Genomic DNA, 23,455 nt, shown 5'->3' on the forward strand with positions numbered 1-23,455 from the left:
CTTGTGAATTAACAACCCGGTATAAACCGGGCTGTTTTTCACGTTAAGCCGCCTGCCCATTACGTGTTGTGCGTCTTAGTCCCCATTTTTTCAGGTTGCCGGATAGCAGGAACCAGACCGACGCCAGCGGTAACCACCACCACGGCCAGCGCTGATATCAGCAATACAGTGCTCATACCAAAGTGTGTTGCCAGCGGCCCCGCGACCAGTTGTCCAAAGGGAATGGCGATAAAGGAACCCATCGCATCATAAGCGTACACGCGAGCCAGCTTATCCGGTGGGATATGAGTCTGTAATGAGTGCGCCCAGGTTACGCCGAACAGGCCCAGTGACATGCCAGCAATGAAGAAACCCACTATCAGCAATGCTGCTGACGCATTCTGGCTCAGCATAAACAGCGGAAGTGCGTAAAGACCTGCCAGCATCGCGCCAATAAAGAGATCACGACGTGGATGCCATCTCATAGCCAGAAATGAACCAGCAATTAAACCCACGCTGTGGGCAGCCACGATAATTCCCCACTGCGCCCGTCCGAAAGAGGCATCGGCAATCATCGGGCCAAGTACCACCACAATGCCATTAAAGGCGACGTTGATAATGGCGAACTGAAGGACTATCGACCAAATCCAGCTTCGTCCGGCGAACTCTGCCCATCCCTCTTTGATGTCGCGCAGGATATTGCCTTGCGAAGCCGCGGCTTTACTCGATTTCACACGGATCAGGAAATAGAGCGGCGCGGAAACGGCAAAACCCAGCGCATCAATTGCCAGCCCCCAGCCCGGCCCGACAGCGCTGGTGATAATTCCCCCCAGCGATGCCCCCATCACCGTACCGCCATAAATCCCGAGCTGGATTAATGCGTTAGCCTGACGCAAATCCGTTGCAGGAACCACCTGCGGAACCAGCGCAGACGATGCAGGTAGTGCGATGCCTGCCGCCGCACCATTCAGGGCACCCAGCAAAGTCAGGCTAATTACAGTTGCTGAGCCATCGAGTACAGACCAGGCGACGATAGCCTGTGAAACAGCGGCAACCACTGCCGATGAAACTAATACCCGACTGCGAGAGTAGCGATCGGCGACAACACCGCCCACCAGCAGGAAAAGCACGTTACACAGTGAACGGGACGCAACCACTATCCCTAAATCAGAGGCAGAGCCGCCAATATCCAGTACCGCAAAAGCCAGCGCAATGGGTGCAATCCCATTGCCCAGCACGGTGAACAGACGTCCAAAAAAGAGATAGCGAAAGGATGTATGCTGAAAAGCCTGAACGTTTTTTTGGAATTTATTCATTGCCAGGGAGTGGGTGACCAGAAGATGAGCTTATAGTACCTGCGTTTTTGTAATAGTTAAGTGCGGTTTAATTCAGGACCCGCTTAGCTAAACGGGAGGCCAGCAGAGATAACATCAGCATTAACTCACTTTTCTCTCCCGTTTTTTTCATCGCCACACCGCATTCAAAGCGCCGGCGCTTTTAGCAGCTTTCACTTCCCCGTCCAGGCAGGCATGCCACTCTATATAAGCCAAAAAAAAGCCCGCCAACCGGCGGGCAACAATACTGGAAGCAATGTGAGCAATGTCGTGCTCTTCTACGGCAGAGCCACCGTCGAAGCGCAGATGAATAATAATCATTCTTATTATCATCTGTAAACAGGTTATTGAGAATTTTTCTCATTACCACACCTTCTGTGCGCTTTTTTTACCGCCGCAATGATGAAAATCAGGCTGGCAGCGGTTGCAGGTTTTGGGACAATGCCCGCTTTGCGATACACTCTGTTTAATGCCTCAAAATCGTTGAGTTCTATGTCAAAACTATTATGTTCGCTGTTGCTGAGCCTCAGCGTGTTGAGTGCCCCTGCGTGGTCAGCGCCTGCGGGTGATATCCGCCAGACCGGCTTCGTCTATTGCGTCAGCGGCACGCTGAACACCTTTAATCCGCAGATGGCCAGCAGCGGGCTGACTGTCGATACGCTGGCGGCACAACTGTATGACCGCCTGCTGGATGTCGATCCTTACACCTATCGTCTCAAGCCCGATCTGGCCTCCAGCTGGGAAGTGCGCGATAACGGCGCAACGTATCGCTTTCACCTGCGCAGCGGCGTGCAGTTTCAGCAGACGAATCAGTTCCGCCCCACCCGGGCGCTGAACGCCGACGATGTGGTCTTTAGCTTCGCCCGGATGTTTGATCGCAATCATCCCTGGCACAACGTTAATGGCGGCAACTATCCCTACTTTGACAGCCTGCAATTTGCTGATTCAGTGCAGAGCGTGAAAAAAATCGACAACAGGACGGTTGAGTTCAGACTGAACAGCCCGGATGCGTCGTTCCTGTGGCACATGGCGACCCACTATGCGCCAGTGCTGTCGAAAGAGTATGCCGATCAGCTCACCGCGCAGGGCCGACAGGAAGAGATGGACAGACAACCGGTTGGCACCGGTCCTTATCAGCTCAGCGAATACCGCACCGGTCAGTACATCCGCCTGGCGCGCAATCCCCACTACTGGAAAGGAGTGCCGCGTCTGCAACAGGCGGTGATCGATCTCGGCTCGGGCGGCACCGGGCGGCTCTCCAAATTGTTAACCGGCGAATGTGACGTACTGGCCTATCCCGCGGCCAGCCAGCTCAGTATCCTGCGCGATGACCCGCGCCTGCGGATGACGCTGCGTCCCGGCATGAACATCGCCTATCTGGCCTTTAATACACGCAAACCGCCGCTCGACCGCCCTGAGGTACGTCACGCGCTGGCACTGGCGATCAACAATGAGCGGTTGATGGAGTCAATCTATTACGGCACCGCCGAAACCGCTGCTTCGATATTACCTCGCGCCTCCTGGGCATATGATAATGATGCACGCATCACCAGCTATGATCCGGAGAAGTCGCGTGCCGCGCTGGCGGCTCTGGGCATCAGCGATCTACATCTGCGGCTGGTGGTGCCTGTCGCATCGCAGTCCTGGAATCCCAGCCCGCTGAAAACCGCCGAACTGTTGCAGGCGGATCTGGCGCAGGTCGGCGTCCGGCTGACCATTGTGCCGGTTGAGGGCCGTTTTCAGGAGGCGCAACTGATGGCGATGAATCATGATCTGACACTGTCAGGCTGGGCCACCGACAGTAACGATCCGGACAGTTTCTTCCGGCCACTGCTCAGTTGTGCGGCGATTCGCTCGCAGACCAATTACGCGCACTGGTGCTCGCCGGCCTTTGACGAAACGCTGCAGAATGCCCTGTTATCACAACAACTCTCTGGCCGCATCGACAGTTATGACAAAGCGCAGCAGATTCTGGCGCAGGAGTTGCCGGTGCTGCCGCTGGCATCCTCTCTGCGACTGCAGGCGTTTCGTCATGATATTAAAGGGCTGGTCCTGAGTCCGTTTGGCAACGCCTCGTTTGCCGGGGTTTATCGTGAACGCGATAAGGAAAAGTAAGTGATTATCTATATCTTGCGGCGCCTGCTGCTACTGATTATTACCCTGTTTCTGCTGTCGCTGGTGAGCTTCAGTCTGAGCTACTTTACGCCTAACGCCCCGCTGGAAGGCGCGGCGCTCTCGGACGCCTGGTGGTTCTGGTTTAAAGGGATGCTGCAGTTTGATTTCGGCGTCTCCAGCACCAACGGTCAGGAGATTGGCCTGCAACTGCGTGAGGTTTTCCCGGCCACCATGGAGTTGTGTATCCTGGCGTTTCTGTTCGCGCTGCTGGTCGGGATCCCGCTGGGGATTTGTGCCGGCGTAATGCGCAATAAATGGCAGGACAAAACCATCAGTGCGCTGGCGCTGATTGGCTTTTCTGCGCCAATTTTCTGGCTGGCGCTGCTGCTGACGCTATTCTTCTCGCTGACGCTGGGCTGGCTGCCGGTGTCCGGTCGTCACGACCTGCTCTATCCGGTGCAGAGTGTCACTGGCTTTGCGCTGATTGACGCCTGGATGAGTCCTTCGCCCTGGCGGCATGAGATGATTATCAGCGTCCTGAACCACCTGATTTTACCGGTGCTGGTGCTGGCGATGGCACCTACGACGGAAGTGATCCGCCTGCTGCGCAACAGCACCAGCGACGTTATGGACAAAAATTATGTCAAAGCAGCGGCCACGCGGGGTCTTTCGCCCTTTACGGTGATCCGCCGCCACGTGCTGCATAATGCGCTGCCGCCGGTAATCCCGCGTCTGGGTCTGCAATTTTCCACCATGCTGACGCTGGCGATGATCACCGAGATGGTCTTTAACTGGCCGGGTCTGGGACGCTGGTTAATTAATGCGATTCGCCAGCAGGATTACGCGGCGATCTCCGCTGGTGTGATGGTGATTGGCGGGCTGGTAATTCTGGTTAATGTAATTTCTGATGTGATTGGCGCGGCCATGAACCCGCTCAAACATAAGGAATGGTATGCCGTCCGATAATGCTCAGGGCGCTAAGGCAAAACACGAAATAAACAGGTGATTTTGTCTTTCTTAAGTCGTTTTCAGAGCAGGCATTCGTGTACCCACATAATTTTTCTGCAGAAACCGATTGATGTTCAAATCGTAAAAAATTGATGAGGTGATGAACATTTATGGATGACGTTGATCTGGCACAGGCGCGCGAAGAAGCGCATCTCGCAGCCTCTCTTGCAGCGCGTAAGACCAAACCTAAAAGCCCAAATGGCTTATGCATCTGGTGTAAAGACGAGCCTGTCGTGGCTGAAACGGCGTTCTGTTCAGCCGAGTGCGATGAGGATTATCACAAGCATCGCCGTGAGCAGAGCCAGCGGATTAATTAAGCGCCAGAATGACGTCACCCTATCCCGGTCAGACTAAAACGCGAAGTGCGATGGCCTATGCTGCCCGATCAGCGGCACCTGTAAGGTTACTGATTTAGCGGTCGGGATAGTGATGCGAAAAGCGCTGCCCCTTAATGACGCCGGCGTTAGCCCGCTCGATGGCGTGAATCTGTCCGGCAGTCAGTACCCAACATGAATGACAACCATGCAGACCTCAGGCGCTTTCCCCCCTGAACCTGAAGCGCCTTTGAATAACGTTTCCTGTTCATTTCCTCCCCGGCGAATGGCACTCACGGGCGGGCACGTTAACAAAAGAGGAGCCATTCAGTCTGGCAGCAGAAATAACCGCTGTCATGGCTCAACCAGGTCAGATCGATGTATATATAACGAGGGTGCATGTTGGTTTTTTATAATAGCTGACTCTCTTTATCGGCAGTGAATAATAATCGGGCACCCCTGGTGCTGACTATCACCCTGGCGGCTAAGGTAAAGTTGCTATTAATGCCAGGCATCCATCACGCATGTTAGGCCATGATAATTACCCCGCTTGATAGATTCTTGATATTTCCTTGCCTTTATATTGATAAAAAAAATGCATACTGCCCTGATTAAATGCCTTAGCAGAGGTCATCTGTCCGGAGTTACTGACAGGTAACTCAATGGCATAGGACGGTGAGCATTCAGGCGCCTTCTGTTTAACTCGATTTATCAGGAAAACTATCAGGTTTAACAACTTATATGAGCCACATCAAAAGAATACTCTACGGCTGGGAAAAGTCTGACGCTGGCATTTATGAACACTGTTTTAACCGCTTTGGTGGGAGTGTCAATATGCATCCTGACGTGATCAGTTTTTTCTCCTCCCGTACAGGACACAATGCAACGTATTTTCATAAAGAAAACAAAGGGGATTATATTGCCGCATATGCCTTGCTGGATAACTCACGGGTAGGTGTCGAGCAATGGAAAAAATTTCCGCTATCCTATGATGAAATCATGGTGCCGGCGGCTAAAGATGCCACGATGTTTTTCCCTGAAAAAACAAATAAAATGTCACATTTCAACAAGCACAACTTCATAAATTTTAACTTTTACTTTGCCCGAAAAAATAAAGTGTGCTTTGTAAAAGAGAGCTATTCAGTTAAAACTGAGAAAAATCGCCGCAACGAATACAATCGCTTCATACGTGCGGGGGGTCGCTGCTGTGAAATAAATCAATTCAGCCCTGAAGAACTGGCAGACCATTACATTTTCCTTTTTAAGTCCCGTTTTTCTGACAGCATAACGTGTTATTCCAGGGAGAACCTGATCACACTTATTATTGCCATGAAAAAGATGCTTTTCGGTTATATTCTTTTTATCGGGAACGAGCCGTGCGCGATGGATTTGCTCTTCATGGCTGAGAGTGAACACGTTATCTATTTTGATGTGCCAAACGGTGGCGTCAACATGAAATATACGGAACTCAGTCCGGGTAGTTTACTTATGTGGAAAAATATTGGTGCGGCACGGGAATATTGTAAGCAAACGGGCAAGGAGATGAGACTTTCAATCGGTTCACTTGATAAAGAATGGACATATAAACTTCGCTGGGCAGATGCGCATCCCACAGGAAAAACGATTTTTTAATCTTTCAGGGAAGACAGCGCTATTGTCTGCAACAGATTATTTGAAATAAATATAACCTAGCCCACTCGTCAAGCGCCCGTTACCAATCAATGGTGTTTAAAGGTATAAATTATTAATCCAGGAGCAACAGGATTTTGATGAATCACTGTTCTTATCCGCGCCGTCTGTCAGATACTAATTCGTTATCGATACGATCAGGTAAACTTACGGCAATATGTATGCGATCAACCTCTGCCTGAAAATGGCGTCATCGTTTGGGAAACAGAGCGCATTTTTATCTGATTTTTTTGCAGCATCTCTGATTCGCCAGATGCCAGGAGGCATACCAAAATGTCGTGAGAAGGCGCGAGTGAACGTTTGCTGAGAGTCGTAGTGAAACTGGTCAGCCACCTCTGCAATAGTGGCTTCAGTAAACCTTAAACTGCGTGAGGCAGCCTGCATTCTCTGGTTATTAATATACTTCCCAAGGCTGACTCCACGATGTTTTGTGAACATTCTGTTGAGGTGCCATTTCGAATATCCACTTTTCTGAGCAATTTTATCCAGATTTATCTTTTCATCCGCATGATCATCCATCCATTCTATTAATGCATTAAAGAAATTTTTATCTATCATGCCATCCCCCTATTGCGTTTTTTGCAATGCCTTTAAATTTAAACTCATTACCGCACTAAATTTAATGACAAACCAAACGGTTACATCGTGCTTCTCTAAGCTCTTTTCTTTATTTACGCCATTCATTTATCTCCCTGAACATAGCGTCCGCTCTCAGGACGCGACTATCTCTCAACGTCATCAATGAACAATCAGGAAATGATGAAGAATCTGTCAACGCTATACAAAAAAGAGTTACTTCTGTTGAGGTAAACGCCTTAGGTGTTGGATTATCCGTCTTCTGTGGATGATTTACGGTGTATTACTCATTCAGCATCATGCGCAATTTACTGTGCACATTCCGGCCTGGTTTCCGTACAGGGCCATTCGCGTACACCCTCTGCACCTCAAAACAGCGGGGGGCGAACATGGATATCCACCCCTTGCTTGTTGTTCGCTGAGGTTGCAAGCACAAACGCCTCTGCTCCAGTTTATTATCGCCAGCTCGCTTCCACTCGCATCAGCCGTTGGCTGGCACCATCGCACGGCCATGCTTTTACAGCGGTCTGAACCTCAGGATCACCTTAAACCAGCCGGTAACCCTGCATAATATCGGCATGAAGTTATCCACTGAGATGCGAACAATTTTCAGGATAGGCTAAAATTCTTTGAGTAAGCGTCAGTAAAAAAGCTCGCGGTTACGACGCGGTTTATCAGGAAGAGGACGAAAAATGAAATTCGCTGTAATTTTTGAAGATACCGGCGTTGAAGAGGAACATGAGTTTGACACCAAACCTGTTGCCGGAGATTTAGTGACGTTAATGCGCGATGGAGTAGGTAAAGATTATATCGTGATCATTGAGCCGGATCCTGACCACACCCACGACGATGGGCGCGATGGACATCCAACAAAGGCCAGGGTGCGGCCAGCGTAGCATTCGCTAAGCGTGAATCAGCCGCCCAGTGAGGCGGCTTTTTCTTGCCTGCTATCTGGTAGTGAATAGGACTTTTTTCAGTCTGTTCAGGCCCCTCCCCCGACGCAAATCGTAACCCTCTGTAATCCAGAGCCGAAATTGCTGACGCCGTTCCCTTGCCTGCAACAGGGATATCGTCGGATAATCACCTATAGTCAGCTGAACGGGCTTATCCTCCCAGCGATAACGGTAGAAAAATGTCCTGCCTTAAAGGGAGTGCCTGACATTCAGGACGTGCGCGTCGGAGATATCCTCTTTTTCATCGCGACGCTAACTCTGCGCTTTCCTGAGTCTGGTGTCGGTCAGCAATGTGCAGAGACCCTTTGCTAAGACGCAGAGATCTGCACAACACACATAATTTAACGCTATTCAGAGTCATCAATGACAAAGCAACATAATGCATACGAGCGGGGCAAGCACCTGATATGAATGATTTTTATACAGCAACGTTGCCCGAAGTTAAGCAGAGTAAAGTGAAAGCGTATGCCCACCGATAATATCTACGCCGAAAAACGCCTGCCCAGCGCGTTTCGTCAGAGCTGGCATCATTTTTATAGCAACCCGATTTCGATGGTCGGCCTGTATGGATTTGGCGCACTGCTGTTGCTCTGCCTGTCTGGCGGGCTGATAGCGCCCTACAATATCGATCAGCAGTTCCTGGGTTATCAGTTGCTGCCGCCCTCCTGGTCACACTACGGCGATGTCTCCTTCTTTCTTGGCACCGACGATCTGGGTCGGGATGTGCTGAGCCGCCTGCTGAGCGGTGCAGGCCCAACGGTGGGCTCGGCGATTCTGGTGACGCTGTTCGCCACGCTCGGCGCGCTGGTGCTGGGCGTACTGGCGGGTATGACGCATGGTATACGCTCGGCGGTGATGAACCACGTGCTGGACACCCTGCTCTCCATTCCGTCGCTGTTACTGGCAATTATTGTGGTGGCGTTTCTCGGGCCGCGACTTGAACATGCACTGCTGGCCGTCTGGCTGGCGCTGATACCCCGTCTGGTGCGCGAGATTTACAGTGCCGTGCATGATGAGCTGGAAAAAGAGTATGTGGTGGCGGCTCGTCTGGACGGTGCCCGAAGCCGCAATATCCTGCGCTACGCTATTTTGCCTAACATTTTACCGTTGCTGATCACCGAAATTACCCGCGCGCTGTCGATGGCGATTCTGGATATTGCCGCACTCGGATTCCTCGACCTCGGCGCGCAGCTGCCTTCGCCGGAATGGGGAGCGATGCTGGGGGATTCGCTGGAGCTGATCTATGTCGCCCCCTGGACCGTTATGCTGCCGGGTGTGGCGCTGATGGTCAGCGTATTAATTGTTAACCTGCTCGGTGACGGCATCCGTCGCGCCGTCGAAGCGGGAGTGGAATAAATGCCGTTACTCGATATCCGTAATCTGACCATTGAATTTATGACCGCAGACGGGCCGGTCAAGGCGGTCGATCGCGTCAATCTGACGCTGGGCGAAGGTGAAATCCGTGGCCTGGTCGGTGAGTCCGGCTCCGGTAAGAGCCTGGTTGCCAAGGCGATCTGCGGCGTGACCAACGATAACTGGCGTGTGACCGCCGATCGCATGGTGTTTGATGATGTCGACCTGCTGCGCCTGTCGCCGCGCGAGCGCCGCCGCATTATCGGGCATAACGTCTCGATGATTTTTCAGGAGCCGCAATCCTGTCTGGATCCCTCTGAAAGCATCGGTCGTCAGCTGATGCAGGTGATCCCACGCTGGACGTATAAAGGCCCATGGCTGAAACGCTTCTGGTTCTGGCGCAAAACCCGCGCCATCGAACTGCTGCATCGCGTCGGCATTAAAGATCACAAAGATATTATGCGCAGCTTCCCCTATGAGCTGACCGAAGGGGAATGCCAGAAAGTGATGATCGCGATTGCGCTGGCTAACCAGCCGCGTCTGCTGATCGCCGATGAGCCGACGAACGCCATGGAACCCACGACGCAGGCGCAGATTTTCCGCCTGCTGAGCCGTCTGAACCAGAACAACAACACCACCATTCTGCTGATCAGTCATGACCTGCGCACCATGAGCCAGTGGGCGGACCGTATCAACGTGATGTACTGTGGTCAGACGGTGGAAACCGCCCAGAGCGAAGATTTAATGAGTACGCCGCATCATCCGTATACTCAGGCGCTGATTCGGGCGATGCCCGATTTTGGACGATCCCTGCCGCACAAAAGCCGTCTCAATACCCTGTCCGGGGCGATCCCGTCGCTGGAGAGCCTGCCGATTGGCTGTCGTCTGGGGCCACGTTGCCCCTATGCGCAGCGCAAATGTATTGAAACACCGCGGCTCACCGGCAGCAAAACGCATCTCTACGCCTGTCATTTCCCGCTGAATATGGAGGGCCAGTAGCATGGAGACCCTGCTGGAAGTGCGCAACCTGAGTAAAACCTTTCGCTATCGCACGGGCCTGTTCCGCCGTCAGCACGTGGAGGCGGTGAAGTCGGTCAGCTTTACCCTGCGTGAAAAACAGACGCTGGCGATTATCGGCGAAAACGGTTCTGGCAAGTCCACGCTGGCGAAGATGCTCAGCGGCATGGTCGCCCCCACCGAAGGGGAGATTCTGATTGACGATCATCCGCTGACCTTTGGCGATTATGGCTATCGCAGTCAGCGCATCCGCATGATTTTTCAGGATCCCTCAACCTCACTGAATCCGCGTCAGCGCATCAGTCAGATCCTGGAGTTCCCGCTGCGGCTCAATACCGATCTCAGCGCGGAGGAACGCGAAAAGCGCATTATCGCCACCCTGCGTCAGGTGGGATTACTGCGCGATCACGCCGGGTATTATCCGCACATGCTGGCACCCGGTCAGAAGCAGCGACTGGGTCTGGCCCGCGCGTTGATACTGCAACCCAAAGTGATTGTGGCCGATGAAGCGCTGGCCTCGCTGGATATGACCATGCGTTCCCAGCTGGTGAATCTGATGCTGGAACTGCAGGAGAAGCATGGGATCGCTTACATTTATGTTACCCAGCATCTGGGGATGATGAAGCACATCAGCGATAAAGTACTGGTGATGCATCAGGGCGAAGTGGTCGAGCGCGGCGGCACCGCTGATGTGCTGGCCTCCCCGCTGCACGATCTGACCCGACGACTGATCAGCAGCCATTTTGGCGAAGCACTGAGTGCCGAAGCCTGGCGACGCGAGCGTTGATTTTTGCTGCATATCGCGGAAATTGCGGGGCGATTTACCTGATTTATGAGAGACGTGCTAGAATCCGCACGTCGATTAACGTCGGTCGCTTACTTTTTAACCATGCGGCCGCCAACTACAATGACCATAAGGATTACAGCTATGGGTTTTCTTTCCGGTAAGCGCATTCTGATTACTGGCGTTGCCAGTAAACTTTCCATCGCCTACGGTATTGCACAGGCGATGCACAAACAGGGCGCAGAACTGGCTTTCACCTACCAGAACGACAAATTAAAAGGTCGTGTGGAAGAGTTTGCCAAAGATTTGGGTTCAGACATCGTGCTGCCATGTGACGTAGCCGAAGATGAGAGCATCAAATCTCTGTTCACTGAACTGGCAAAAACCTGGCCGAAATTTGACGGTTTCGTTCACTCTATCGGTTTCGCCCCTGGCGAGCAGCTGGTTGGCGACTACGTGAACGCCGTTACCCGCGAAGGCTTTAAAATCGCGCATGACATCAGTGCTTACAGCTTCGTCGCGATGGCCAAAGAGTGCCGCGAGATGCTGAATCCACACTCTGCGCTGCTGACCCTCTCTTACCTGGGTGCTGAGCGCGCGATCCCGAACTACAACGTGATGGGTCTGGCGAAAGCGTCGCTGGAAGCCAACGTGCGTTACATGGCAAACGCCATGGGCCCGGAAGGCGTGCGTGTTAACGCCGTTTCTGCCGGTCCAATCCGCACCCTGGCAGCATCAGGCATCAAAGATTTCCGTAAGATGCTGGCACATTGCGAAGCGGTCACCCCGATTCGCCGTACCGTTACCATCGAAGATGTCGGCAACTCAGCAGCATTCCTCTGCTCTGACCTGGCTGGCGGCATCACCGGTGAAGTAGTTCACGTTGATGGTGGCTTCAGCATCGCCGCAATGAACGAACTGGAACTGAAATAAGTTCTGCAAGGGCGAGCCTGGCTCGCCCTCCTCTTTGCTCCCGCCTCGCCCTTCCTGCCTGATTTCACAGCCGTTATACCGTAACGCTATTAATTATCACCGATCAATCTTTTGCCCCGGACTGGCCATCAGCGACGATAAGCCTGCCCTTCGGTTTATGCACATTTTCAGATTCTGCCGCCTGCATACCGAACCCGAATTTGCAAAAGGATTGATCATGGAACAACGCCGCTATCCGGGCCATAACCACTGGTTTTACGAGAGCCAGACCAGTCCACGTACCTCACAGGCCGCACCGCTGGTGCCAGAGGCCGCCCATATCGATGACCGCTTTTTGCTGGGATGTTACGCCGATGACAACGTGGTGCAGTCACTGCTGCGCACGAACCAGCCCGCCCTGCTGGCGGCGCGCGATCTGGCACAGTTGCTGTTCCCCGATCGCGTCGTCACCACGCTCACACACACCTTAACGCTTTACGATCGCCTCAGCACGGCGCTGACGGTGGCACAGGTAGCGGGTGTGCAGCGATTGTGTAATCACTACTCTGCCCGCCTCAATCCGTTGCCCGGGCCCGACTCCTCACGCGAGAGTAATAATCGCCTCACCCAGATTACGCAGTATGCACGCCAGCTGGCGATGCAGCCTGAGCTGATCAGCGCCAGCGCAATCACCGCCCTGGATGCGGTCGGCCTGACAGAGCCTGATATTGTGACGCTGAATCAGGTGATCGGCTTTGTTAGTTATCAGGCGCGGGTGGTCGCCGGTTTACAGGCGCTGCAGGCCCAGCCGGTACGCTGGCTGCCCGGCAGCACTGCACCACCGGATGCTGAGGCCGCAGGTTTTGATCAGCCTGCCCGCTGGCAGCCGGTACTGAAACCACTGGAGTTACGTTATGCCAGTGCTGAGCAGCTCGCTGCTATTACCCGCTGTCAGTCACTGCCGGGAATGCAGGATGCGGTATGGCTGCTGGCACACGATCCCTCGGTGCTCTATGGCTGGGCGCAACTGCGTCAGCATCTCACTCAGGACAATACCCTGGCAGAGGCGACGGCCGCCCGGATTCTGGGCAGTCGCTGGGCGTTCCGGCTGCTGGCCGGAAATGAGATTTTGATAAAGGGCGTGGATGACGCGGGCGCAAAAGAGGAAGAACAACAGATTATTGCGCTGGCGGCGCAGCTGACCCGTTCGCCAGAGCGTTTCAGCGCGGCCCATCTGCAACCGCTAATGGAGACAGGCTGGAAGCGGGATGCGCTGTTCGCGCTGATGCAGAGTGTTGCTATAGGCAACTGGAACAGCCGCCTGTTTTACGCCCTGGGCGAATCGCAGTCTCCGGGCTAAACCGGCAGCAGACCACGCGCTTCGTCGAAAAAGTGCTGTGCCAGCGGGGTGGCACGACCAGGCTCAGCGATGACCAGCGCCGCCTGGCGCGCCATCGGCGGCAGCGTGATGGCGCGCTGCTGCAGTCCCTGGAGTGATGCGGCCAGCAGATGACCGACCGGCGATACCAGCAGCCCCAGGCCGACCTGCGCGCACTGCATCAACTGCATGACAGAGGCGCTCTCCACAATCACACGCGGCACCAGCGCTGCCTCGCGAAAAGCCATATCAAGATAACGCCGGAAATAACGTGTCGGCTCCGCCAGGCAGAGCGGTTGTTGTGCCACTTCATCAAGCGTCAGCGGGGTTTCCCCCACCAGCTCAGGAAAATGGTCGGGATGGAACACCGCTTCAACCCCCCGGTCGGCCAGCATCTCGGTCTGAAAATGGAGTTCACGCAGGGTTGCCATCTCGAAAAAACCGATCCCAACGTCCACGGTGTGACTGTTTAGCGCCTCCAGCAGCTGGTCAGCACTGAGTACCGCAATGCGGTAGTCGAGCTGAGGATAACGCGCCTGCACCGCTTTCAGCAGCAGCGGCAGTGCCATGCTGCACTGCGGCACCACGCCAACCCGCAGCGTGCCGTTCACCCCATGCTTCAGCGATTCCACTTCCAGCTTCAGTCCCTGATAAACCGAAACAATTTCCCGCGCCCACGCCAGCACACGGTCGCCCTCTGGGGTAAATCCGGCAAAGTTATTGCTGCGGTTAATCAGCGGCAGGCCCAGCTCGCGCTCAAGATTTTTCAGGCGCATAGAGAGGGTTGGCTGTGTAACAAAACTGGCTTCCGCGGCCCGCCCGAAATGGCGTTCACGCTCCAGGTTACACAAGTAAATGAGTTGTTTAATGTCGATGTTAATTATCCATCAGCAGGTTGAAGGCTGTTCGCATTACGGTCTCGTTCGCAGGATCAACCAGAGTATAAGGCTGAATGTTACCCCGCGCAGGCTCGGATGTTTTAACCGCACGGTTCATTTGCACAGGCGGATCGATGAAATCAGGACTCCGCGCCGCCCTGGTTTAAGCATCAGTGAGGGTTGTGCACTTAAATCATTGCGCCCTGTTGTTTTGCTGGCTTAGTAAAGATGGCATTCAGCGCCAGGCAGATTAACCCGAAGCCTACAGGCAGCAGAAAATCGTAACTAAGCACTCTGTAAAGTCCGATTCCGGCGATCCCCCCTGCAAGGAAAGAAAGCAGGGTCAGGCAGTGCAGTCGCAGCCGGCTCAGATAGAGCGGCGCCTCTTTCGGTGACGCTTTGCGCCGCAGCACCTCAAACAGCATTGCCAGCTCAATCCCGATATCGGTCGCCGTGCCGGAGATATGGGTGGTGCGAACGCGGGCATTGGAGATCCGCGTCACCACCGCATTCTGCAATCCCATTAAAAAACTCAGGCTCATGATTAACACGACCCCCGGTGATCGCGGCGGAAAGTGATTTTCAATCACCCCCAGAGCAATCAGCGCGCTGCCCTCAATCAGGATGACAAAGGCATAGATGGTGCGGATATTTCTGCGGTGCCCGGCATTAATGATCAGCGTTGAACACATGGAACCCGCAATAAACAGAAGCACGATCGACAGAAAAAACAGGCCAGGCCCCAGGTTCGCTTTGGCCAGATGATCGGACAGCAGCGAGACATTCCCGGTCATGTTGGCTGAAAAGAAACCGACGATCTCAAAGGCTGCGGTATTGAGTGCGCCTGCGGCAGCGGCAAGCGTACAGGCCAGTCGGGTATCCGCGCTGTTGCTGCGGGCACTTTCCGTGCTGATTAGCATGACCACCCCATATTTACTAGAAAGCCTTATAATCCGCCGATTAGCCCTGCGCCACAAGGCACTGAATCAAACTCTCCCTTCTCTGCCGGGCATTACTCAGCATCGGAGCTCTGGCCTCCGCGCTGCATAAACTCAGCGCGGAGAGCCCTGATTAACTGTTTGCCAGACGGAAAGTGGAGACCGACTGTGTCAGATACTGAACCTGCTCTTCCAGCGAGGCAGAGGCCGCGGCAGACTCCTGCACCAGCGCCGAGTTCTGTTGTGTAACGCTGTCCATCTCGGTAACCGCCTGCTCAATCTGACCGATACCGCGACTCTGTTCATCAGAAGCGGTTGAGATGTGCTCCATCAGCAGATTCACACGGCTGACAGAGGAGATAATGGCGCTCATCGCCTCCCCGGTCCGGCTGACCTGATCGGAACCGGCGTGAATGATCGAGACAGATTCCGCAATCAGCCCCTCAATCTCTTTAGCTGCGGTGGCGCTGCGCTGGGCCAGATTACGGACTTCCCCCGCCACCACCGCAAAGCCGCGACCCTGTTCACCCGCCCTGGCGGCTTCGACTGCCGCGTTCAGTGCCAGAATATTGGTCTGGAAGGCGATGCTGTCGATAACGGTGGTGATCTCCTCGATCTTCTTCGAGCTGGCATTAATCAGCGCCATCGATGTCACCACTTCCTGCGAGACTTTTTCGCCACTTTCCGCGTTCTTCACCGCTTCACTGGTCAGGCGGCAGGCTTCAAAAACGTTTTCAGTGTTCTGTTTCACGGTTGCGCCCAGTTGCTCCATGCTGGCAGCGGTTTCCGTCAGCGCGGCGGCCTGCTGTTCGGTACGCGAGGCAAGGTCGATGTTGCCCGCTGCAATCTCCTGCGAGGCGGTGGAGACTGAGCGGGTTGAATCGCGCACCTGGAGAATAATGGCGGTCAGCGCGCTGCGCATCTGCTCCAGCGATCCCATCAGCAACTGAATTTCACTGCGCGAACCGGCTTTGACCGGCACCGTGGTATCCAGGGCGCCCGCCGCAATCAGCTTGCAGTGTTCCTGCGCATCATTGATTGGCGAAAGTACATAGCGCTTCATGAAGATGTAAATGGCGACGATGATGGCGAAAAACAGCACGCCAAACAGCCCCAGCAGGGTAATGCCGGAGGTGAAGTGACTCTGTGCATCGCTGTTAAGCTTTTTGGCATAGGTTTCATGCTGAGCCAGCACCCGGTCCAGAATGATCTCATACTGACGGTCAAGGCGAACTACGGTGGCGATCTGATTTTTAAAGCGCACCTGATCGTGCGCCTCTGCCGCCTCAATCAACGGCTGTAAACCCTGCTGACGATAGGCCTGATAAGCCTGGCTGTAAGCATCAGCTTCCGCCTCTTCGCCCGGCAGACGCGGCGCGTTCATATAGGCCTGAAATGCAGCATCCGCTTTGCTGGCCACGGTCCGAACGCTGTCCAGCGTGGCGGGATGGCTTGCGTCACTGCCCTCAATCTCCTTCATGTACTCCATCAGACGCACACGCAGCGTGCGGCTGTGGTTGATGGGGTCAATGACCGAGAGCACCACGCGGATCTCTTTGTTAACCGCGTTCAGAGAGTGATTGCTCTGAACCAGCAGCCAGGTACTGATTGCCACACTGGTGAGAAATAACGCCAGCAGGAAGGAGAAGATAATCAGGGAGGATTTTTTTAACGACATTACTGAGGTCCAATAATCAGGAGAATTAGTCGCTATATCGGCAGAAAGGTGCCGCCCATTAGGGCTGGACTTTTTTTAGTTACAATAAGCGGAACGGCAGTGGCCAGACTGATCCGGGGAACAGGCGCTAACCGCCGTGAGCGTCGGGCGGTTAGCGTCGTGATTAAGCCTGAAACAGGCTGCTGTTAAGCAACACCCAGCGCCATTTTCACCTCGTTAGCGATCTTCTCGACCTGCGGGCCGTAAATCACCTGAATGTCGTGTTCGCTGACGCGATTAACACCGTTGGCACCGGTGCTCATCAGCGTCTGATCGACCACCTGATTCATCTCTTTCACCCGCACCCGCAGCCGGGTAAAGCAGCAATCGACATCTTCAATATTGGCCTGCCCGCCCAGCCCGCTGATAATCACCTGCGTCCGCTCATCCGCGGCGACCTGTTGCGGTTTCTCATCCTCTGATTCACGGCCCGGCGTTTCGACATTCATCCGGGTGATCACCAGCCGGAAAGCGTAGTAGTAGATCGGCGCATAGATCACACCCAGCGCCAGCGTCCACCACCAGTGAGTTTTTGCCCCGCCCAGCATGCCGAATACCACCAGGTCGATAACACCGCCCTGCACGTTGCCAATCATCAGATGCAGCATCGACATCAGCATAAACGACAGGCCGGTCAGGAAAGCGTGCAGCAGATAGAGCACCGGTGAGACAAAGATAAAGCAGAACTCCAGCGGTTCGGTGATGCCGGTGGTGAAGGAGGTCAGCGCCCCCGCCATCACCAGCGCTTTGACTCGCTGTTTGTGTTCGGGCCGGGCGGTGTGATAGATCGCCAGCGCCGCAGCGGGCAGACCGAACATCATCACCGGAATCTTGCCCTGCGCCAGAAACTGCGTGGCGGTGCGCAGCGTCTCATCGGGGATGGATCCCGGATGAGTCAGCGACGCGTTGAAGATGTTCAGTGCGCCAACAACGGTCTGACCATCGACCACTGCCATGCCGCCAATCGGTGTGAAACGCACGGTTTCGTTCAGGATGTGATGCAGGCCGGTGGGGATCAGGATGCGTTCAAAGGCCCCCAGCAGAAAAGCGCCATACTGCCCGCTTTTGCCAATCATCTGGCCAATCCAGGCGATACCGTTGCCAATGGTCGGCCAGATCAGCGCCAGCAATACCCCAATCAGTGGCAGACAGATCACGGTTACAATCGGCACAAAACGCCGTCCGCCAAAGAAGCTGATCGCGGTAGGCAGTTGCTGGGTATAAAAGCGATTGTGCAGCGCCACCGTTACCAGCCCGGCAATCACCCCGCCCAGCACGCTCATGTTGTAAGTAAAGACGCCCAGCATGTTGATATATTCCGCCGAGGTCATCATGGCGGTGGTCTGATCCATCCCCGCCTGCTGCAGGGCTGCTGGTGTGGTGGTGGTGGCGGTAATCCCTTTAGCCGCCAGCGTCGCGCTGATACCGACGTTCATCACGATATAGCCAATCACCGCGGCAAAGGCAGCGGTGGGTTTTTCCGCTTTCGCCAGTCCGATGGCACTCGCTACCGCAAAGAAGACCGGCAGATTAGCGAACAGCGCCCCGGCGACCTTGCGAATAAAGCCGATGATTAACTGCGGCACCTGCATCTGCGCAAAGGCATCGCCGGTGACCGCCGGATTCTGCATGGCCGCCGCCAGCCCAAGGAAAATACCTGCGGCAGCGATGACCGAGATTGGCATCATCAACGCTTTGCCAAACGCATGGATCTGGCTGGTCAGCTGTTTCATGGAGTTGGCCCTCTCTGATTGTGAACAGCAAGTATTAGCCTGTTGTCGGGAGAACTCCCGTTATCAGCAAGTTAAAGGCGGGTAAAATCTGACCAGCATCACATTTCCGGCTTTTGTACGATAAACGCCAGCTATCGCACCATTAAGTCAATCAATTAGACAAGGTCTGAGGATAACTGCAGACTTCATTTCACCATCAGGCTATAACCTGATAACAAACACCAAACAATAATTCCTACTATAAAAAGCCTGCACTCAATATGAAATTTAAACGCCAAATCAAACCCTATCGCGCGGCAGCGGGCGGCTGGGGTTCACTGGAAGCCACCACGCGTTTCGTTCTTGACAGCAAAGCGGCCCTGAAAAATATGCGCAACCTGATGCGCATGAACAAAGCACGCGGTTTTGACTGTCCGGGCTGCGCCTGGGGTGATGACAATAAAAGTACCTTTAGCTTCTGCGAGAACGGCGCCAAAGCGGTGACCTGGGAAGCGACACGCCGCATGGTCGACACGGACTTTTTCGCTAAGCACAGCGTGACCACGCTCTATACGCAGAGTGACTACTTCCTGGAGTATCAGGGACGTCTGACTCATCCGCTGCGCTACAACGCGGAAACCGACCATTACGAGCCGATCAGCTGGGATGATGCGTTTGCGCTGATCGCGCAGCACATCAAGGCGATGGATCATCCGGATCAGATGGAACTCTACACCTCCGGTCGCGCCAGCAATGAAGCCTCCTGGCTCTATCAGCTGTTTGGTCGCCTGATGGGGACCAATAACTTCCCTGACTGCTCCAATATGTGCCACGAAGCCAGCGGCACCGGCCTGAAGCGCAGCATTGGCGTCGGTAAAGGCACCATTCGTCTGGATGATTTCGACCATGCAGATGCCATTTTTGTCTTTGGTCAGAACCCCGGCACTAACCATCCGCGTATGCTGCACAGCCTGCGTCATGCCGCCGATCACGGTGCGAAAATCGTTACCTTTAATACCCTGCGCGAGCGCGGTCTGGAACGTTTTGCCGATCCGCAGAAACCGCTGGAAGTGGTGACCTCGAAAGCGGGTAACATCAGCTCCTCTTATTATCAGCCGAACCTGGGCGGTGATATGGCGGCGGTGCGCGGCATGGTGAAATCCCTGCTGGAAACCCACCGCGCGCGTCTGGCAGCCGGTGAAAGCGGCCTGTTTGATCAGACCTTTATCAATGCTAAAACCAACGGCATTGAGGCATATCTCGACGCCGTGGATAACACCAGCTGGATGCAGATTGTGGCGCAGTCGGGCCTGACGCAGGCGCAGATCCGTGAAGCCGCAGCGATCTATCAGAGCGCCGACCGGGTGATCTGTACCTGGGCGATGGGTATCACCCAACACAAACACTCTGTCGACACGGTGCGCGAGATCACCAACCTGCAGCTGCTGTTTGGCCAGCTGGGCAAAAAAGGTGCTGGCCTCTGCCCGGTGCGCGGTCACAGCAACGTGCAGGGTAACCGCACTATGGGCATTGATGAGAAACCGGCTAAAGCCTTCCTGGATGCGCTGGGTAATCATTTCAATTTCGAGCCCCCGCGTGCGGCAGGCCACAACACCGTGGAAGCACTGAACGCGATGCTGCGTGATGAAGTGAAAGTGCTGATCGCGCTGGGTGGCAACCTGGCAGCCGCTGCACCCGATTCACCGCGCACCGAAGAGGCGATGTCACGCTGTGGTCTGACCGTGCATATCAGCACCAAACTGAACCGCAGCCATTTGGTGCCGGGTCACGAAGGGTTGATTCTGCCGACGCTGGGCCGCACCGAGCGCGATTTGCAGGCCACCGGCAATCAGTTTATTACCGTGGAAGACTCCTTCAGCATGGTGCACGCCTCCGAAGGGATCGGTATTCCGCTGGCGGAAACACAACGCTCTGAGACCTGGATTGTTGCCGGTATCGCGCAGGCGGTGCTGGGTGATGAGAAAGTGAAATGGCGCGAACTGGCGGGTGATTACAACCTGATCCGTGAGCACATCGCCGCGACGATCCCGGGCTTTGCCGACTTTAACGCCAAATGCGATATCCCGGGCGGTTTCTATCTGGGCAACGCAGCAGCCGAGTTGCGCTTCAATACCCCGAGCCAGAAAGCGGAGTTCAACGCCTCAGCGCTGCCGGCCTCACTGTTCCCGAATCTTGATCAGGACGTGCCTTTTACCCTGCAGACGCTGCGTTCGCACGACCAGTACAACACCACCATTTACGGCCTTGATGACCGTTACCGTGGCGTGTTTGGTCAGCGTGAAGTGGTGTTCATCAACCCGGACGATATGGCAGACCTGGGCTTTACCGAAGGCCAGAATGTCGATATCGAAACGCTGTGGAATGATGGCATTACCCGTCGCGTCAGCGGATTCAAACTGGTTCCCTACAATATTCCGCGCGGTAACCTGGCGGCCTATTACCCGGAAACCAACCCGCTGGTGCCGCTGAACAGCTTTGGTGATGACAGTGGTACACCGACCTCTAAATCGGTGCCAGTGAAGCTGGAACTCTCTGAGGCACTGGCCGATCAGCGCATCGCCTGACAGCCCTTTCACGTCCCCTAAAAAGCCGGCTCGTCCGGCTTTTTGCCTTGCCGCGCGACGTCGATTCGCGTAAAACTGTCAGCCGCAATCAGCCAACGAAACGTAAAAATTATGTTCCAGGATAACCCGCTGCTCGCGCAGCTGAAAGAGAAGCTCCATTCGCAAACGCCTCGTGCTGAAGGCGTCGTAAAAGGCACTGAAAAAGGCTTCGGCTTTCTGGAAGTCGATGCGCAAAAAAGTTACTTCATTCCGCCTCCGCAGATGAAGAAAGTGATGCACGGCGATCGTATCACCGCCGTGATCCACAGCGAAAAAGATCGCGAAAGCGCTGAGCCGGAAACCCTGGTTGAGCCGTTCCTGAGCCGCTTTGTTGGCCGGGTGCAGAAGAAAGACGATCGCCTGTCGATTGTGCCGGATCATCCCCTGCTGAAGGATGCGATCCAGTGTCGCCCTGCGCGCGATGTCAGCCATGCGTTTGAAAATGGTGACTGGGCCGTAGCGGAGATGCGTCGCCACCCGCTGAAAGGCGATCGCGGCTTTTATGCCGAACTCACCGATTTTATTGTCAAAGCTGATGACCATCTGGCGCCGTGGTGGGTGACGCTGTCGCGTCATAACCTTGAGCGTGAAGCGCCCGATGTCAGTTTTGGCGAGATGCTGGATGAAAATCTGACGCGTGAAGATCTGACCGCGCTGGATTTCGTTACCATCGATAGCGCCAGCACCCAGGATATGGATGATGCGCTCTTTGCGGAAGCCCTGGACGATGGCGCCCTGCGTCTGACTATCGCTATCGCCGACCCTACCGCCTATGTGCCGGAAGGCAGTCAGCTCGATAAGCTGGCGGCGCAGCGTGCGTTTACCAACTACCTGCCGGGCTTTAACATCCCGATGCTGCCGCGCGAACTCTCTGATGATGTCTGCTCGTTGCGCCCGAATGTGCGCCGTCCGGCCCTGGCCTGCCGCGTGACCGTGGCAGCCGATGGCAGCTTAGGTGATGACGTTGCGTTCTTTGCCGCCTGGATCGAATCCAAAGCCAAGCTGGCGTATGACGACGTCTCTGACTGGCTGGAAAACAGCGGCGCATGGCAGCCGGAAAGTGAGGCGATTGCTGAACAGATTCGCCTGCTGCACCGCCTCTGCCTGGCGCGCAGCGAATGGCGTCAGACCCACGCGCTGGTGTTTAAAGATCGCCCGGATTACCGCTTCCTGCTGGGTGAAAAAGGTGAAGTGCTGGAGATCGTGGCTGAACCGCGCCGCATCGCTAACCGCATTGTCGAAGAGTCTATGATTCTGGCCAACGTCTGCGCGGCGAAAGTGCTGCGTGACCGTCTCGGTTTTGGTATCTACAACGTCCATGCCGGTTTTGATGCCACCAATGCTGAACAGGCCGCCGCCGTGCTGGCAAACCATGGTATTACCGTGGATGCGCAGGCAATCACCACGCTGGAAGGCTTCCGCGTGCTGCGTCGTGAGCTTGATGCCCAGCCGACCCAGTTCCTCGACAGTCGGATCCGTCGTTTTCAGACCTTCGCTGAGATCAGCACCGAGCCTGGCCCGCACTTTGGCCTGGGACTTGAGGCTTACGCCACCTGGACCTCACCGATTCGTAAGTTCGGCGACATGATCAACCATCGCCTGCTGAAAGCGATTATTCGCGGTGAGGAGATTGCTCGTCCGGATGATGCGGTGACGGTGACGATGAGTGAACGCCGCCGCCTGAACCGCATGGCGGAACGTGATGTCGGCGACTGGCTCTATGCCCGCTATCTGGCGCCGTTTGCCGCCACCGACCGTCGCTTCAGCGCCGAGATTATCGATGTGTCGCGCGGCGGCATGCGTGTTCGCCTGCTGGAGTTTGGCGCGGTCGCCTTTATCCCGGCGCCGTTTATTCACGCGGTGCGTGATGAGCTGGTTCTCAGCCAGGAAAATGGCAGCGTACAGATCAAAGGTGAAGTGGTTTACCGTGTGACCGATGTGATTGATGTCACCATCGCCGAAGTCCGCATGGAAACCCGCAGCGTCGTGGCGCGTCCCGCCGTCTGAGTAGTAATGTTCTGAGCAGTCAATCTGGCGGGATAACTCGGGTATCCCGCCTGTTTCCACCCTTCCCGCGTTGCAAAAAAGTTAAATTTGTACCCCGCTTCACACTTCTCCACTGATTAACTTTCACTTACATTCCATTACATTAAGTTTAACTCGTTGTTTTCGAT

19 protein-coding genes and 1 pseudogene are annotated in these 23,455 nt (G+C 54.8%); 12 read left to right on the forward strand and 8 right to left on the reverse strand.

Features of this window, described 5'->3' with window-relative positions; translation table 11 throughout:
• Positions 1–59 precede the first annotated feature (59 nt).
• Both AC0T7J_RS02275 and AC0T7J_RS02280 read right to left on the reverse strand, forming a co-directional pair.
• Positions 60–1,295 (reverse strand): MFS transporter, encoded by a 1,236-nt coding sequence (locus AC0T7J_RS02275; RefSeq protein ID WP_473791880.1) that lies wholly within the window; start codon positions 1,293–1,295, stop codon positions 60–62.
• 147 nt (positions 1,296–1,442) lie between these two features.
• Positions 1,443–1,634 (reverse strand): hypothetical protein, encoded by a 192-nt coding sequence (locus AC0T7J_RS02280; protein WP_473791882.1) that lies wholly within the window; start codon positions 1,632–1,634, stop codon positions 1,443–1,445.
• A 171-nt stretch (positions 1,635–1,805) separates the two neighbouring features.
• On the opposite strand from AC0T7J_RS02280, the gene sapA reads away from it, so the two are divergent.
• The 4 genes from sapA (at position 1,806) to AC0T7J_RS02300 (ending at position 6,382) form a co-directional block, all read left to right on the forward strand.
• The gene (gene sapA / locus AC0T7J_RS02285) at positions 1,806–3,428 is read left to right on the forward strand and encodes an ABC transporter substrate-binding protein SapA (RefSeq protein ID WP_473791884.1); all 1,623 of its coding nucleotides are present in this window, start codon (positions 1,806–1,808) and stop codon (positions 3,426–3,428) included.
• A complete protein-coding gene (gene sapB / locus AC0T7J_RS02290; protein WP_473791886.1) occupies positions 3,429–4,394 on the forward strand; it encodes a putrescine export ABC transporter permease SapB in 966 nt (321 codons plus the stop codon).
• Positions 4,395–4,546: 152 nt separating this feature from the next.
• Positions 4,547–4,753, forward strand: a complete 207-nt coding sequence (locus AC0T7J_RS02295; protein WP_473791888.1) for a TraR/DksA C4-type zinc finger protein — start codon at positions 4,547–4,549, stop codon at positions 4,751–4,753.
• Positions 4,754–5,491: 738 nt separating this feature from the next.
• Positions 5,492–6,382: a GNAT family protein gene (locus tag AC0T7J_RS02300; RefSeq protein ID WP_473791890.1), complete on the forward strand. Its 891-nt coding sequence runs from the start codon at positions 5,492–5,494 to the stop codon at positions 6,380–6,382.
• Between the two features lie 204 nt (positions 6,383–6,586).
• Here the strand turns inward: AC0T7J_RS02300 and AC0T7J_RS02305 are convergent, their stop codons facing one another.
• Positions 6,587–6,997, reverse strand: a complete 411-nt coding sequence (locus AC0T7J_RS02305) for a helix-turn-helix domain-containing protein (RefSeq protein ID WP_473791892.1) — start codon at positions 6,995–6,997, stop codon at positions 6,587–6,589.
• A gap of 710 nt (positions 6,998–7,707) precedes the next feature.
• Here AC0T7J_RS02305 and AC0T7J_RS02310 point away from each other — a divergent pair.
• The gene (locus tag AC0T7J_RS02310; protein WP_473791894.1) at positions 7,708–7,911 is read left to right on the forward strand and encodes a hypothetical protein; all 204 of its coding nucleotides are present in this window, start codon (positions 7,708–7,710) and stop codon (positions 7,909–7,911) included.
• A gap of 69 nt (positions 7,912–7,980) precedes the next feature.
• On the opposite strand, the pseudogene AC0T7J_RS02315 reads toward AC0T7J_RS02310, so the two are convergent.
• Positions 7,981–8,199, reverse strand: a pseudogene (locus AC0T7J_RS02315) (Arm DNA-binding domain-containing protein); the annotation flags it as partial.
• A 234-nt stretch (positions 8,200–8,433) separates the two neighbouring features.
• Here AC0T7J_RS02315 and sapC point away from each other — a divergent pair.
• The 5 genes from sapC to AC0T7J_RS02340 all read left to right on the forward strand — a co-directional run bounded on the left by sapC (position 8,434) and on the right by AC0T7J_RS02340 (position 13,394).
• Positions 8,434–9,324 (forward strand): putrescine export ABC transporter permease SapC, encoded by an 891-nt coding sequence (gene sapC, locus AC0T7J_RS02320; RefSeq protein ID WP_473791896.1) that lies wholly within the window; start codon positions 8,434–8,436, stop codon positions 9,322–9,324.
• On the forward strand, positions 9,325–10,320 hold the full coding sequence (gene sapD / locus AC0T7J_RS02325; protein ID WP_473791898.1) for a putrescine export ABC transporter ATP-binding protein SapD: 996 nt from the start codon (positions 9,325–9,327) through the stop codon (positions 10,318–10,320). It begins immediately after the preceding gene.
• A 1-nt stretch (position 10,321) separates the two neighbouring features.
• Positions 10,322–11,125 carry a putrescine export ABC transporter ATP-binding protein SapF gene (gene sapF, locus AC0T7J_RS02330; RefSeq protein WP_473791899.1) on the forward strand — a complete coding sequence of 268 codons (804 nt, stop codon included), beginning with the start codon at positions 10,322–10,324 and terminating at the stop codon, positions 11,123–11,125.
• Positions 11,126–11,266: 141 nt separating this feature from the next.
• Complete coding sequence (gene fabI / locus AC0T7J_RS02335; protein ID WP_010244547.1) at positions 11,267–12,055, forward strand: enoyl-ACP reductase FabI; 789 nt, start codon at positions 11,267–11,269, stop codon at positions 12,053–12,055.
• A 217-nt stretch (positions 12,056–12,272) separates the two neighbouring features.
• Positions 12,273–13,394 carry a CMD domain-containing protein gene (locus AC0T7J_RS02340; protein ID WP_473791902.1) on the forward strand — a complete coding sequence of 374 codons (1,122 nt, stop codon included), beginning with the start codon at positions 12,273–12,275 and terminating at the stop codon, positions 13,392–13,394.
• On the opposite strand, the gene AC0T7J_RS02345 is transcribed toward AC0T7J_RS02340, so the two are convergent.
• The 4 genes from AC0T7J_RS02345 to AC0T7J_RS02360 form a co-directional block, all read right to left on the reverse strand.
• Positions 13,391–14,287, reverse strand: a complete 897-nt coding sequence (locus tag AC0T7J_RS02345) for a LysR family transcriptional regulator (protein ID WP_473793168.1) — start codon at positions 14,285–14,287, stop codon at positions 13,391–13,393. The genes AC0T7J_RS02340 and AC0T7J_RS02345 overlap by 4 nt on opposite strands.
• A 191-nt stretch (positions 14,288–14,478) precedes the next feature.
• Entirely contained in the window at positions 14,479–15,210 is a 732-nt protein-coding gene (locus AC0T7J_RS02350; RefSeq protein WP_473791904.1) for a YoaK family protein, read from the reverse strand.
• Between the two features lie 151 nt (positions 15,211–15,361).
• A complete protein-coding gene (locus AC0T7J_RS02355; RefSeq protein WP_473791905.1) occupies positions 15,362–16,906 on the reverse strand; it encodes a methyl-accepting chemotaxis protein in 1,545 nt (514 codons plus the stop codon).
• Positions 16,907–17,091: 185 nt separating this feature from the next.
• Positions 17,092–18,678 carry a PTS transporter subunit EIIC gene (locus AC0T7J_RS02360; RefSeq protein ID WP_473791907.1) on the reverse strand — a complete coding sequence of 529 codons (1,587 nt, stop codon included), beginning with the start codon at positions 18,676–18,678 and terminating at the stop codon, positions 17,092–17,094.
• A gap of 260 nt (positions 18,679–18,938) precedes the next feature.
• Between AC0T7J_RS02360 and AC0T7J_RS02365 the strand changes: the two genes are divergently transcribed.
• Together AC0T7J_RS02365 and AC0T7J_RS02370 are read left to right on the forward strand one after the other, a co-directional pair.
• On the forward strand, positions 18,939–21,242 hold the full coding sequence (locus AC0T7J_RS02365) for an FdhF/YdeP family oxidoreductase (protein WP_473791909.1): 2,304 nt from the start codon (positions 18,939–18,941) through the stop codon (positions 21,240–21,242).
• 111 nt (positions 21,243–21,353) lie between these two features.
• Positions 21,354–23,288 carry an exoribonuclease II gene (locus tag AC0T7J_RS02370; RefSeq protein WP_473791910.1) on the forward strand — a complete coding sequence of 645 codons (1,935 nt, stop codon included), beginning with the start codon at positions 21,354–21,356 and terminating at the stop codon, positions 23,286–23,288.
• Positions 23,289–23,455 lie beyond the last annotated feature (167 nt).

This window comes from Pantoea sp. E956-1 (assembly GCF_982223955.1).

What these genes read in the sequence shown, in the direction of transcription:
- AC0T7J_RS02300 (WP_473791890.1), top strand. Translation starts at nt 5,492, where the DNA reads ATGAGCCACATCAAAAGAATACTCTACGGCTGGGAAAAGTCTGACGCT.
- AC0T7J_RS02350 (WP_473791904.1), bottom strand. Translation starts at nt 15,210, where the DNA reads ATGCTAATCAGCACGGAAAGTGCCCGCAGCAACAGCGCGGATACCCGA.
- AC0T7J_RS02370 (WP_473791910.1), top strand. Translation starts at nt 21,354, where the DNA reads ATGTTCCAGGATAACCCGCTGCTCGCGCAGCTGAAAGAGAAGCTCCAT.
- AC0T7J_RS02280 (WP_473791882.1), bottom strand. Translation starts at nt 1,634, where the DNA reads ATGATTATTATTCATCTGCGCTTCGACGGTGGCTCTGCCGTAGAAGAG.
- AC0T7J_RS02275 (WP_473791880.1), bottom strand. Translation starts at nt 1,295, where the DNA reads ATGAATAAATTCCAAAAAAACGTTCAGGCTTTTCAGCATACATCCTTT.
- sapF (WP_473791899.1), top strand. Translation starts at nt 10,322, where the DNA reads ATGGAGACCCTGCTGGAAGTGCGCAACCTGAGTAAAACCTTTCGCTAT.
- AC0T7J_RS02360 (WP_473791907.1), bottom strand. Translation starts at nt 18,678, where the DNA reads ATGAAACAGCTGACCAGCCAGATCCATGCGTTTGGCAAAGCGTTGATG.
- sapD (WP_473791898.1), top strand. Translation starts at nt 9,325, where the DNA reads ATGCCGTTACTCGATATCCGTAATCTGACCATTGAATTTATGACCGCA.
- AC0T7J_RS02295 (WP_473791888.1), top strand. Translation starts at nt 4,547, where the DNA reads ATGGATGACGTTGATCTGGCACAGGCGCGCGAAGAAGCGCATCTCGCA.
- AC0T7J_RS02355 (WP_473791905.1), bottom strand. Translation starts at nt 16,906, where the DNA reads ATGTCGTTAAAAAAATCCTCCCTGATTATCTTCTCCTTCCTGCTGGCG.
- AC0T7J_RS02365 (WP_473791909.1), top strand. Translation starts at nt 18,939, where the DNA reads ATGAAATTTAAACGCCAAATCAAACCCTATCGCGCGGCAGCGGGCGGC.
- AC0T7J_RS02340 (WP_473791902.1), top strand. Translation starts at nt 12,273, where the DNA reads ATGGAACAACGCCGCTATCCGGGCCATAACCACTGGTTTTACGAGAGC.
- fabI (WP_010244547.1), top strand. Translation starts at nt 11,267, where the DNA reads ATGGGTTTTCTTTCCGGTAAGCGCATTCTGATTACTGGCGTTGCCAGT.
- AC0T7J_RS02305 (WP_473791892.1), bottom strand. Translation starts at nt 6,997, where the DNA reads ATGATAGATAAAAATTTCTTTAATGCATTAATAGAATGGATGGATGAT.
- AC0T7J_RS02310 (WP_473791894.1), top strand. Translation starts at nt 7,708, where the DNA reads ATGAAATTCGCTGTAATTTTTGAAGATACCGGCGTTGAAGAGGAACAT.
- sapC (WP_473791896.1), top strand. Translation starts at nt 8,434, where the DNA reads ATGCCCACCGATAATATCTACGCCGAAAAACGCCTGCCCAGCGCGTTT.
- sapA (WP_473791884.1), top strand. Translation starts at nt 1,806, where the DNA reads ATGTCAAAACTATTATGTTCGCTGTTGCTGAGCCTCAGCGTGTTGAGT.